At 42.0% G+C, this 13,248-nt stretch carries 10 protein-coding genes; 2 read left to right on the top strand and 8 right to left on the bottom strand.

The features are described from left to right. Positions 1-2: 2 nt before the first annotated feature. From rffG to trxA, 7 genes are all read right to left on the bottom strand, one after another. Positions 3-1,076: a dTDP-glucose 4,6-dehydratase gene (gene rffG / locus PSF31_RS11650; RefSeq protein ID WP_197739769.1), complete on the bottom strand. Its 1,074-nt coding sequence runs from the start codon at positions 1,074-1,076 to the stop codon at positions 3-5. Then, positions 1,067-2,329 (bottom strand): UDP-N-acetyl-D-mannosamine dehydrogenase, encoded by a 1,263-nt coding sequence (gene wecC / locus PSF31_RS11645; protein WP_094962451.1) that lies wholly within the window; start codon positions 2,327-2,329, stop codon positions 1,067-1,069. The genes rffG and wecC overlap by 10 nt, the downstream gene beginning before the upstream one ends. Then, positions 2,326-3,456, bottom strand: a complete 1,131-nt coding sequence (gene wecB, locus PSF31_RS11640; protein WP_004906103.1) for a non-hydrolyzing UDP-N-acetylglucosamine 2-epimerase — start codon at positions 3,454-3,456, stop codon at positions 2,326-2,328. Before wecB ends, wecC begins: the two co-directional genes overlap by 4 nt. 98 nt (positions 3,457-3,554) lie before the next feature. Beyond that, on the bottom strand, positions 3,555-4,613 hold the full coding sequence (gene wzzE, locus PSF31_RS11635; RefSeq protein WP_004906105.1) for an ECA polysaccharide chain length modulation protein: 1,059 nt from the start codon (positions 4,611-4,613) through the stop codon (positions 3,555-3,557). A 29-nt stretch (positions 4,614-4,642) separates the two neighbouring features. Continuing rightward, complete coding sequence (gene wecA, locus PSF31_RS11630) at positions 4,643-5,728, bottom strand: UDP-N-acetylglucosamine--undecaprenyl-phosphate N-acetylglucosaminephosphotransferase (protein WP_096865162.1); 1,086 nt, start codon at positions 5,726-5,728, stop codon at positions 4,643-4,645. Between the two features lie 228 nt (positions 5,729-5,956). Further along, positions 5,957-7,216, bottom strand: a complete 1,260-nt coding sequence (gene rho / locus PSF31_RS11625; protein WP_004906109.1) for a transcription termination factor Rho — start codon at positions 7,214-7,216, stop codon at positions 5,957-5,959. A 706-nt stretch (positions 7,217-7,922) separates the two neighbouring features. Next, the gene (gene trxA, locus PSF31_RS11620; RefSeq protein WP_004906112.1) at positions 7,923-8,249 is read right to left on the bottom strand and encodes a thioredoxin TrxA; all 327 of its coding nucleotides are present in this window, start codon (positions 8,247-8,249) and stop codon (positions 7,923-7,925) included. Between the two features lie 117 nt (positions 8,250-8,366). Here trxA and rhlB point away from each other — a divergent pair, with 117 nt between their 5' ends. Then, positions 8,367-9,653 carry an ATP-dependent RNA helicase RhlB gene (rhlB, locus tag PSF31_RS11615; protein ID WP_096865161.1) on the top strand — a complete coding sequence of 429 codons (1,287 nt, stop codon included), beginning with the start codon at positions 8,367-8,369 and terminating at the stop codon, positions 9,651-9,653. 11 nt (positions 9,654-9,664) lie between these two features. Further along, positions 9,665-11,167: a guanosine-5'-triphosphate,3'-diphosphate diphosphatase gene (gene gppA / locus PSF31_RS11610; RefSeq protein ID WP_096865160.1), complete on the top strand. Its 1,503-nt coding sequence runs from the start codon at positions 9,665-9,667 to the stop codon at positions 11,165-11,167. A 52-nt stretch (positions 11,168-11,219) separates the two neighbouring features. Here the strand turns inward: gppA and rep are convergent, their stop codons facing one another. After that, positions 11,220-13,244 carry a DNA helicase Rep gene (rep, locus tag PSF31_RS11605; protein WP_094962448.1) on the bottom strand — a complete coding sequence of 675 codons (2,025 nt, stop codon included), beginning with the start codon at positions 13,242-13,244 and terminating at the stop codon, positions 11,220-11,222. Positions 13,245-13,248: the final 4 nt, after the last annotated feature.

Below are 13,248 nucleotides of genomic sequence, written 5' to 3'. Positions count from 1 at the left end.
ACCTAATTTCCTAGACCTAGACGTTCGCCCGCATAGGAACCGTCTTGTACGCGGCGCCACCACGTTTCATTGTTCAAATACCACTGCACCGTTTTGCGGATACCTGATTCGAAGGTTTCTTGTGGCGTCCACCCCAATTCGCGCTCAATTTTCGCGGCATCAATGGCATAACGCATATCGTGACCCGGTCTGTCTTTCACAAACGTGATTAAGTCACGGTAGTGCGCCACACCTTGTGGCTTCTGCGGATGCAGCTCTTCAAGCAGCTCACAAATCGTTTCTACAACGTCAATATTACGACGCTCATTATGACCACCAATATTATAGGTGGTGCCAGGTTGCGCTGTTGTCGCAACTAAATGCAGTGCTCGTGCATGGTCTTCAACAAACAGCCAGTCACGAATTTGCTCACCTTTCCCATAAACAGGCAGAGGCTTACCCGCTAAAGCATTCAAAATAATTAAGGGGATCAATTTCTCTGGGAAATGATACGGCCCGTAGTTATTTGAACAATTGGTGATCATCGTCGGCAGACCATAGGTCCTTTGCCATGCACGAACCAAGTGATCGCTCGATGCTTTCGATGCGGAATAAGGGCTACTTGGCGCATAAGGCGTGGTTTCTGTGAAGAAACCATCAGGCCCCTCGAGGTCGCCATAAACTTCATCTGTCGAAATATGATGAAAACGGAAAGCCGCTTTTTTCTCATCATTCAGCGCAGACCAGTAATGGCGCGCCGCCTCTAACAATGTGTAAGTTCCCACAATGTTGGTTTCGATAAATGCCGCAGGGCCATCAATTGAACGGTCAACATGGCTTTCTGCCGCTAAATGCATCACAGCATCGGGTTGATATTTTTCAAAAACGGCATCTAATGCAGCTCTATCACAAATATTCACCTGCTCAAAAGCATAGCGCGGGTCATTCGCAACCGTTGCAAGGGACTCTAAGTTACCTGCATAGGTTAAGCAATCCAGAACCACTGCGCTGTCGTCAGTGTTTTCAATAATATGACGAACAACAGCAGAGCCGATAAACCCGGCGCCTCCAGTGATTAAAATGCGTTTCAACGCCATACTCCTTTTGTATCCACAACCCATTTTTGTGGGATCGCAGAGCCTTGGATGCCTTTGAACATATTGTGGTCAACTAACATTAAGATCACATCCGCTTCATTAACGGCTTTTTCAATCGAAACTAGCTCAGAAATGCCTTTTAAAGAGGTCGGTAATTCATCAATGTGTGGCTCAACCGCATACGTTTTACCTGGGTTCCAGTTCGCTACCATTTTGGTGATGTGCATTGCTGGGCTTTCACGTAAATCATCAATATTTGGTTTAAATGACAGGCCGAAACAGGCAATGGTCACTTCACTGGCTTTTTTACCGGTTTCCACTAAGCAATCAGCCACTGCCGCTTTCACTTGGTCAACAACCCAAATTGGTTTGCCATCATTGACTAAACGAGCGGTATGAATAAGACGTGATTGTTTTGGATTTTGCGCAACGATAAACCATGGATCAACCGCGATGCAGTGCCCACCAACACCTGGGCCTGGTTGCAAAATATTAACGCGTGGATGACGATTCGCGAGGCTGATTAACTCCCACACATTGATGTCTTGTTCCGCACAAATTAATGATAATTCATTCGCAAAAGCAATATTCACATCACGGAAGCTATTTTCCGTTAACTTACACATTTCCGCAGTTCTTGAGTTAGTAATTACACACTCACCTTCAAGGAAAATATTGTATAGCTCACTTGCACGCAGAGAGGATTTTGGCGTCATACCACCAACAACGCGGTCATTTTTAATTAATTCGACCATCACTTGACCTGGTAACACACGCTCAGGGCAGTACGCTACATCGATATCGGCTTCTTCCCCTGCTTGATGAGGGAAGGTTAAATCAGGGCGAGCAGCTGCCATCCACTCTGCCATTTGCTCTGTTGTTCCTACTGGCGATGTAGACTCAAGGATGACTAAATCCCCTTTCTTCAGCACCGGAGCAACAGACTCAGCTGCAGCACGTACATACGCGAGGTCAGGTTCGTGCTCGCCTTTAAATGGCGTAGGCACAGCAATCAGATAAGCATCTGCAGGTTGCGGCTTAGTAAAAGCTTTCAGATGGCCTTCTTCAACCGCCTTTTTGACCACGATATCCAGTTCTGGCTCCACGATGTGGATTTTACCCTGGTTAATAGTATCAACGGCATGTTGGTTAACATCGACACCAACCACTTGTTTTTTACGTGATGCAAAGGCTGCTGCTGTTGGTAAACCAATATAACCAAGGCCAATAACAGAAATAGTTTCAAAACTCATAATTTCACCTGATTACTTTTCAATGCTGCAAGAATACGCTGACATGCATGACCATCCCCATAAGGGTTATGTGCGCGGCTCATTTCGTGATACTCCGCGTCATCTGTCAGTAACCGATTAACTTCTTTCACAATTTTTTGTGTATCTGTTCCCACAAGACGAACAGTACCTGCATCAACAGCTTCTGGTCGTTCTGTGGTATCTCTCATCACCAAAACAGGCTTACCAAGAGAAGGCGCTTCCTCTTGAATACCACCTGAGTCTGTTAGAATTAAATAAGCATGGTTCATCAAATAAACAAACGGTAGGTAGTCTTGAGGGCTAATTAAAATAATATTATCAATATCATGCAGTATACGTTTAACAGGCTCACTCACATTTGGATTTAAGTGAACTGGATATACGACTTGCACATCGGGATGCGCTTGTGCAATTTCTGCTAAAGCGTGACAAATACGTTCAAAGCCACCACCAAAACTTTCTCGACGATGGCCCGTGACTAAAATCATTTTTTTATTTGGGTCGATAAATGGGTAATTTGCAGCCAATTTCTCCATCATATGCTGGTCGCTCATGACTTTATCACGTACCCACAATAACGCATCAATTACGCTATTACCGGTGACAAAAATATGGCTGTCAGGAATAGATTCTTTTAACAAATTTTGGCGTGAATTTTCAGTTGGCGCGAAGTGATACATCGCTAAATGGCCAGCAATCTTACGGTTTGCCTCTTCAGGCCATGGAGAATACAGGTTTCCTGTACGTAATCCCGCTTCAACATGCCCTACTGGTATACGATGGTAAAATGCCGCAAGGCTAGTTGCCATCGTTGTAGCTGTGTCGCCATGAACAAGAACAACATCCGGTTGAAAATCAGCAAAAACGCTTTTCAACCCTTCAAGAATACGACAAGTGATATCAGTTAAATCTTGCCCTGGCTTCATAATATTGAGATCGTAATCTGGAATGATCTCAAACAGTTTCAGTACTTGATCTAGCATTTCACGATGCTGTGCCGTAACACAAACTTTAGCTTCAAAGTCTGTATCTTCAGCCAATGCATGAACCAGTGGTGCCATTTTAATAGCTTCAGGTCGTGTGCCGAATACAGTCAATACTTTCACAGTGACTCTCTTATATTTATCTTTCGCAGTGAGCTGCTTTGTATAATCTTAATAACTTTATATGCCACTGGAAAATTCGCCAGTGGCTTATCCCAAAATCAAGATGGGCGGCGGCGAGCAAGTACCACTCCGGCACCTACTAACATCCCTATGGCTCCCCATAGAACCATCATAAAGGCTCGACGAGGACTATCGCGTTTAACGGGCTCTTCAGGAGTACGTAAATAGCGATATGCTTGAAAATTATCTTGGAGGGTAGGCCCGACGCTCAATGTTGATAACATGGCAATATTTTGGTCGTAATCACTGTCGTGATCGGGGCCGGTTGCTTTCAATGTTTCAATTTGTGCTTGTAATAAAGGGGCACCTAGCATAAACATTTTTGAATCTGGGATTTCATCCACAGGTGTTGCGCTTTGGTTACGTACAATACCTTGTTTTTCTGCAACTTTTAATGCTTGTTCCAGTGCATTCAAACGTCGCTCATAAGCGGCCTTGGCCACCATATCTTCACGTTTAACTAATGCCTTCATGGATTGCATTTTCGTTGCCCAAGTGCCTTTAATTTCATCATTTAGATTCGTTGTGGCACGTTGGTTAGCAAACTGAGTGTATTGACGCAGCAACTGGTTCGCATCTGCGGAAGTTTCCGCCACTAACTTAATGCTATCGGTTAAATTTTTGACTTCATCTGCTGGCGTAAACTCAATATCATTAATGAGCTCATCCAATAATGCGGCATCTGCTTTAGGATCATTCTCTAAGCGCTGCTTATAGTAATCCGTATTTAGCCAAAATTGACGACGTGTATCATAAGAGCCAAGCTGCTTTGTGAATTCTTGATAAGCTTCTTTTGCAATTGTCGGTAATTGCCCTTCTTGCCCCGTAGTATTAATACGGGAATCGAGGTTGCGCAGAAATTGCTGCTGAGAATAGTAACTTCCCAGATTATTGACGGTTGGTAAATCCGTAATTGCTGTCGCACTCCACTTCGGCTGCATAAAATAGGACGCTCCCAAGGCAATTGCTGCAAAAATAACGGCAAATGCAACGATCCAAATTTTACCTTGCCACAGTGAGCGACATAAACCACGGATATCCAATTCCGGCTCTATTGGCGATTGATGCTGACTCGGTTGTGTTTCTGAGTTATTCACTGCACAGAACCTCTATTTTCGTTTTGTCGTTACCGTACTGCTCCTCTACGTGCTCTACGTCTCACTCGCTTAATAAAACGGGCGACTTTCCAAGCTCGTTTGATGCAGTAACCATACATCATAAATACAAGCAAAAATAATGCCAACATTACCCATTCAGGTACAAATGTTAAGTGTTCACCAATAATACCGACACATGCTAAAGCGGCCGCTGATAGTGTAATCAGTACAAATGCCCCTTTTGGTGTAAAACCAGAACGCATAATTAAATGATGAATGTGCTGGCGATCGGGTGAAAATGGGCTCATCCCTTTACGAATTCGACGATACATAATGGCAACCATGTCCATTAGCGGGATCGCAATAATCCATAAAGCGGTAACTGGGTTAATCGGATGTACTTCTTCTTGGGTCGAAGCCACAAGGATCCAAATAATAGTGAACCCAATCAGCGTACTTCCCGCATCTCCCATGAAGACTTTAAAACGACGGCCTAGCAGTTCAAGATTTAAAATTAAGTAAGGAATAATCACTACAATAAAAGCAAAACACCAATATGATAACGCCATATTGCCATTTAAGTATAATAAAAATCCTAATGCACCAAACCCAACACAAGCAACTCCACCAAGCAAGCCATCTATGCCATCAATCATATTGAAAGAGTTGATCGCCGTCCATACTGCAAATAGCGTCACTATATAAGAAAAAGGCCCTAATACTAATTCCCATGGCCCAAACGCATGCCCTAGAGAATCTAACTTAAGCCCAGCCACGGTCATCATTAACATCGCAACAAAAGCTTGCACAAATGCCCTTAGCTTTACACTTATATCAAATCGGTCATCAAGAGCACCGACTAATACAAGAATACCTGCACATAGCAAATATAACCATTTATGTGGGATGTATTCACTCGTAATAGAAAAAGCAAAACATATTCCAATATAAATTGATATTCCACCGACAAGTGGTACTAGGCCTTCATGTTTTTTTCTAAAATTAGGTTTATCTACTAAGCCAATTTTGGCAGTTATTAGTCGAGCAATAAAAATCATACAAAACGCAAATAAAAACACGTAAAGAAGATTAGTAAAAAAATGTGCTCTATCCACTGGTTCACTCTCTCATTATTCTATTTAAATTACACATCAATACTTCTGAGTGTCACTTAAAAATAAGCAATATTCATGCCAATATAACATTCTCATCATCTGTAACCTGTATCACAAGGCTTTCTAAAGAGAAAATTTAAGTATCCTTTTTAAGTATAGGTTATAAAAAAAGACCACTTCAATTAGGAAGTGGTCTTAAAAACATTGACAAGTAAATAAACTTATTGACTAAGCTCTTTTCATAAAATCAAAGAACTCTTCGTTGGTTTTTGTCATCGCTAACTTACTGATGAGGAACTCCATCGCATCGATTTCGCCCATTGGGTGAATAATCTTACGTAGGATCCACATTTTTTGTAACTCATCTTGCGATGTAAGTAACTCTTCTTTACGCGTACCTGAACGGTTGTAGTCTATTGCAGGGAAAACACGTTTTTCTGCAATCTTACGAGATAGGTGCAGTTCCATGTTACCTGTACCTTTAAACTCTTCGTAAATAACTTCATCCATCTTAGAACCAGTATCAACCAGTGCAGTTGCAATGATTGTCAGGCTTCCACCTTCTTCAACATTACGAGCAGCACCGAAGAAACGTTTTGGACGGTGTAATGCGTTAGCATCCACACCACCGGTTAATACTTTCCCAGAGGAAGGTACAACGGTGTTATATGCACGAGCTAGTCGCGTAATAGAGTCGAGTAAAATGATAACGTCTTTTTTATGTTCAACTAGACGTTTCGCTTTTTCAATCACCATTTCAGCGACTTGGACGTGACGTGCTGCAGGCTCATCGAAAGTTGAAGCAATAACTTCACCTTTAACCAAACGCTGCATTTCTGTCACTTCCTCAGGACGTTCATCGATCAACAGAACCATCAGAACGCAATCAGGGTAATTGTGTGCAATATTCGCTGCAATATTTTGCAGTAACATTGTTTTACCGGCTTTCGGTGGAGCCACAATCAGACCACGTTGACCACGACCGATTGGAGCCGCTAAGTCTAGTACACGAGCAGTTAAATCTTCAGTTGAACCATTACCACGTTCCATGCGCAGACGACGGTTTGCATGTAATGGAGTGAGGTTTTCGAAAAGAATTTTACTGCGGGCATTTTCAGGTTTGTCGTAATTAACTTCGTTGACTTTCAGGAGGGCAAAATAACGTTCACCTTCTTTAGGAGGACGAATTTTTCCTGAAATTGTGTCACCTGTACGTAGGTTAAAACGGCGGATTTGGCTAGGAGAAACGTAGATATCATCAGGACCTGCGAGGTAAGAACTGTCTGCTGAACGGAGGAAACCAAATCCATCCTGCAATATTTCCAGTACGCCATCGCCGAAAATATCTTCGCCACTTTTCGCATGCTGCTTCAAAATAGAGAAAATAATATCCTGCTTTCTCATACGGGCTAAGTTCTCTAGCCCCATGTTTTCGCCTAACGTAATCAATTCTGATACTGGCGTATTTTTTAATTCGGTAAGATTCATAATGGTGGGTTCTTTAACTCGGGGTAATTCTCGAACTATGAACGTAAATTGACGGCAGCTTACTATTAAGTGCCAGTTTAACTTTATACTGCCCTGTTGCTCACTAATTTTTACCAAAAGCAAACAACAATGCAAAAAAATCTTGTGCTAGCCATTACTAAGATTGCTCTAACATTTGACTGCAACTCATCTTGATGATGTGTGACATATTATTAGAAACACACACAATATTAGCAATAGTTTTTTGTACATTTAGGACAACATCCATCCCAATATCGCAAATTTAATGTCAGATTAGCATTAAAAAACACATAATTGCTAAAGACTAACCTTGTCCCACTTCGTTTTTATATCCCTATGATATAAAAATATTGAATTTCATTGCGTTCGCTTATGCGCTATCTTTAATTCATATGAGAGATGCATTGAAACCGAAGATATTGAATACTGCTATAACTCAATGTCTAAACTTTCAATTTTCATATTTAAAATCATTACGCCATCAGTTTTTTGATCAATAACAATCATCACAATACTGAACTAACAAGCTAGATATGTAAGATAAGAGCAATGGAATACAAGGTAATTCATATGGGTGCTATACGAGGAATGACGATAACTTATCATGCTTAAGTGAAGACGTCTAGCGGCTCTCTAGATAAAATAGATATACCGCCAAACGTTTTAGCTTACATATAACGATAACTTACAGATTTTCGTCTAAAAATTCTTTCAGTTGCGTTTTTGATAATGCCCCAACTTTCGTTGCTGCGACTTCACCATTTTTGAATAAAAGCAAGGTCGGGATACCACGAATTCCATATTTTGGAGCGGTAGCAGGGTTTTCATCAATATTCAGTTTTGCGATGGTCAGTTTGCCTGTATATTCTTCAGCAACTTCATCAAGAATAGGCGCGATCATTTTACAAGGACCACACCATGCTGCCCAAAAATCGACGAGAACAGGTGAACTTGCATTCAGAACTTCAGTTGCAAAACTTGCATCAGTTATATGTATAATTTTATCGCTCATGTTGTACTCCAAAGGATCATCTTTTGCAGACTTAGTGTAACATTATTGGCAGCAGTATGCTTTATTTCAAAAGATACACTTTCGTAAACCAACCGTTAACTGATATTCTAACATACTATGAGTAAAGCACACTTGACAGAAAAGAAGTTTTCCGACTTCGCATTGCACCCTAAAGTCATTGAAGCTCTGAATAAAAAAGGCTTCAATTTTTGCACGCCTATACAGGCGTCCACCTTGCCTTTTACTGTCGAAGGCAAAGACGTGGCGGGTCAAGCGCAAACTGGTACAGGTAAAACGTTAGCTTTTTTAACGTCTACATTCCATTATTTATTAACTCACCCCGCTATTGAGGGTAAAAAAGCGAATCAGCCTCGTGCGCTGATTATGGCACCGACACGCGAACTTGCGGTACAAATTTATTCGGATGCTAAAGAGCTAGCTGAGTATACTGGCCTGAAAATGGGGCTAGCCTACGGTGGTGACGGCTATGATGAGCAGCTTAAGGTTTTACAAAACGGTGTTGATATCCTTATTGGTACAACAGGCCGTTTAATCGACTACGCGAAACAAGGCCATGTCGACTTAAGTGCAGTTCAAGTTGTGGTACTTGATGAAGCCGACCGCATGTATGACCTTGGTTTTATTAAAGATATTCGCTGGATTTTCCGTCGTATGCCAGGTGCTGCAGAAAGGCTTAATTTACTGTTTTCTGCAACTTTATCTTACCGAGTAAGAGAATTAGCTTTCGAGCAAATGAATAACCCTGAATATGTTGAGGTCGAACCTTTACAAAAAACAGGTCACCGTATCAAAGAAGAGTTATTTTACCCTTCTAATGAAGAAAAAATGCGCTTACTCCAAACGCTTCTTGAAGAAGAGTGGCCAGAGCGTTGTATTATTTTCGCCAATACAAAACACCGTTGTGATGATATTTGGGCGCATTTAGCTGCTGATGGTCATCGTGTAGGTTTGTTGACCGGCGATGTCGCACAAAAAAAACGACTGCGTATATTAGAGCAATTCACACAAGGCCATTTAGATATTTTAGTGGCAACTGATGTTGCAGCTCGTGGTTTACATATTCCATCAGTCACTCATGTATTTAATTACGACTTACCTGATGACTGTGAAGATTACGTACACCGTATTGGTCGTACTGGTCGTGCTGGTGAAAGTGGAAACTCAATTAGCTTAGCCTGTGAAGAATATTCACTTAACCTGCCTGCTATTGAAGAATATATTCAACACTCAATCCCTGTTAGTAAGTATAACAGTGATGCATTATTGAGCGATTTACCGGCACCAAAACGCCGTCATCGCCCACGTCCTGGAGGCCAGCACCGTAATTCAAATTCGCAGCGTCGCCACAATGGCCCACGTAACAACCATAAACGTCCAGGCTGAGTAAAAACGATATGCTGAAATCTTCTTCTCTTTATGCCGCCATCGATTTAGGCTCAAACAGTTTTCATATGCTAGTCGTACGTGAAACCGCTGGTAGCATTCAGGTGATCTCTAGGGTTAAACGCAAAGTTCGTCTTGCTGCAGGATTAGATAACAACAACCTGCTTTCTGAGCAAGCAATGGAGCGAGGCTGGCAATGTTTACGCCTGTTTTCGGAACACTTACAAGATATTCCGAATACACAAATTCGTGTTGTCGCGACTGCGACTTTGCGTTTAGCTAAAAATGCCGATGTTTTCATCGAAAAAGCCAGTCAAATTTTAGGAAACCCTGTAAAAGTTATTCAAGGGGAAGAAGAAGCTCGCTTAATTTATCAAGGTGTTGCACATACAACTGGTGGGCCAGATCAACGCTTAGTGGTTGATATTGGTGGGGGAAGTACTGAACTTGTTACAGGTACTGGCGCAAAAGCGGAGCAACTCTATAGTCTTGAAATGGGTTGTGTGACTTGGCTTGAACGCTACTTTGGCGATAGAAGTTTAACCGAAGAAAACTTCTCAGCGGCTCAAGCCGCTGCACATAATGTCATCGCCCCTATTGCAGAGTCACTCAAGACACATGGGTGGAAAATATGTGTTGGAGCATCCGGTACTGTACAAGCCATTCAGGAAATCATGATTGCCCAAGGCATGGATGAACTGATCACCCTTTCTAAGTTACAACAGCTTAAGCGCAAAGCCATTCAGTGCCAAAAACTTGAAGAGCTTGAAATTGACGGCTTAACCTTCGAACGTGCTCTTGTTTTTCCAAGCGGCTTGTCTATTTTGATTGCTATCTTTGAAGCATTAGACATTGATAACATGACACTTGCTGGCGGAGCACTTCGTGAAGGGCTTGTCTATGGTATGTTACAGCTTCCTATTGAGCAGGATATTCGCGCTCGTACCGTTCGCAATATTCAACGGCGCTTCCAAGTCGATATCGAACAAGCTGGCCGAGTCCGTCAACTTGCAGAATATTTTTATTTACAAGTCGCGAAAGATTGGGGCTTAGATACACGCTGTCGTGATTTACTATCAAGTGCATGCGCCTTACATGAAATCGGCTTAAGTGTTGATTTCCGTAAAGGCCCCGAGCACGCGAGCTATCTCATAACACACCTTGATTTACCAGGCTTCACTCCAGCTCAAAAACGGTTACTTGCTGCATTATTGAAAAATCAGCAAGGCCCTGTCGATTTAACACCATTAAGCCAACAAAATGCGCTACCCATACAGCATGCATATGATTTATGTCGTTTACTCCGCCTCGCCATTATTTTTGCGAGCCGCAGACGGGATGACACCTTGCCTGCACTAAGACTTAATGTGAATGCACAGAGGTTAACCATTACACTGCCTTATCGTTGGTTATCTGATCACCCTCTACGAGCGGAAAATTTACAGCAAGAAGTTCAATGGCAGGGCTATGTGAATTGGGTTTTAGAGTTGGAAGAACGTAATAGTTCAAATTGATAATATATTCCACACTAGGCCTACTCTAGTGTGGAAATTCAATTAGTTGTGGTTACTCACTTTTTTTATTTAACCCTAAACGTGCTTTAATATCGGCTAAAGCTGATTGCCCTTTCTGCATACGCTCCTGCGCACTAACCACTTTACGCTGTTGCTCCCATTGTAAATCATCTTGTGGCAATTCAAGGAGAAAACGGCTTAATTCGGGACGGATCAATTCACCATATTGACGACGCTCACGACAATGAGAAAAGAATAACTCTCTTTGCGCTCTTGTGATCCCTACATAAGCTAAACGGCGTTCTTCATCAATATTATTTTCATCAATACTGCTTTGATGTGGCAGCAGCCCTTCTTCCATACCGACCAAAAAAACATAAGGAAATTCAAGGCCCTTAGACGCATGCAACGTCATGAGTTGAACTTGGTCTGATTCTTCATCATCCTCACCACGCTCCATCATATCGCGCAGCGTAAAGCGTGTAACCACTTGGCTCAATGTCATTGGGTCATTGAGATCATCACCTTCCACCATTTCACTCATCCATGTGAACAATTGGTTGACGTTTTTCATTCGCATTTCAGCAGCTTTAGTACTGGTCGACGTTTCATATAACCAGCTTTCATAATCCATTTCGCGCAGTAAATCACGCACCGCAATTAAAGGTTCGCGTTCCGACGTTCTAACAATACTGTCCATCCAATGAGTGAAACGCTGTAATGCTTCTAATCCTTTACCTTTTAAAATTTGTTCAAGCCCTAGATCAAAGCTGGCTTGATATAAGCTTTTCCCTCGTTGGTTTGCCCATTCCCCAAGTTTTTGGATAGTTTTGGGACCAATCTCTCGACGTGGAGTATTTACTATGCGTAAAAAAGCACTGTCATCTTCAGGGTTAGTTAATACTCGCAAATAGGCTAATAAGTCTTTAATTTCAGGGCGGGAGAAAAACGAAGTCCCCCCCGAAATGCGATACGGAATACGATTTTGCATCAACATTTTTTCAAAAATACGCGATTGATGGTTACCGCGATACAAAATGGCGTAATCTTTATATTCCGTCTTATTAATAAAATGGTGTGCAATAAGCTCCCCAATCACTCTTTCGGCTTCATGGTCTTCATTGTTTGCCGTAAGAACCCGAAGTGGCGCTCCATATCCCAATTCAGAAAATAATTTTTTTTCAAATACATGAGGGTTATTGGCAATTAAAATATTTGCAGCCTTTAAAATTCGTTCAGATGAACGGTAATTTTGCTCAAGCTTAATGACATTTAACTTAGGAAAGTCCTGATTCAATAAAACCAAGTTTTGTGGCCTTGCGCCACGCCATGAATAGATTGACTGGTCGTCATCACCCACAACCGTAAACCTTGCTCGCTGCCCCACAAGCAATTTAACCAACTGATATTGGCTCGTATTGGTATCTTGATATTCATCCACCAGCAAGTAGCGAATTTTTTGCTGCCAGCGTTCACGAACTTCTTCATTTTGATATAACAACATGGTAGGTTTGCTGATTAAGTCATCAAAATCCAACACATTGCAACTTTTCAGATGAAGTTCATAGCGGCGATAACACTCGGCAAAGTGATGCTCTTTCTCACTCCGTGCTTGGCCTATAACTTGTTGTGGCGAGATAAGATCATTTTTCCAATTAGAGATCGCTGAGATCAATTGTTTGAGTAAGTCTTTATCTTCTTCTAGTAAGTCAAAAGTGAGTTCTTTCAACAATGCCATCTGGTCTTGGTCGTCAAATAGCGAAAAGTTGGCTTTAATACCCAGCGCTTTATATTCACGCTTAATAATTTCCAAGCCTAATGTATGGAAGGTGGATATGATCAAACCACGCGCTTCTTTTTTACCCAAGGTTTGTGCCACGCGCTCTTTCATTTCCCGCGCCGCTTTATTGGTGAAAGTCACCGCTGCAATTTGCCGAGGCTGATAACCGCATTGGCGAATTAAATGCGCAATTTTATTAGTAATAACACGTGTTTTGCCTGACCCCGCCCCCGCCAATACAAGGCACGGGCCATCGACAAATTCAACTGCCTGCTGTTGGCTAGGATTCAATCGCATGGCT

The organism is Providencia sp. PROV156, from assembly GCF_028480905.1.
In the GTDB taxonomy this organism is placed as follows: domain Bacteria; phylum Pseudomonadota; class Gammaproteobacteria; order Enterobacterales; family Enterobacteriaceae; genus Providencia; species Providencia hangzhouensis.
This window is presented reverse-complemented; position numbering and strand designations above follow the sequence as displayed.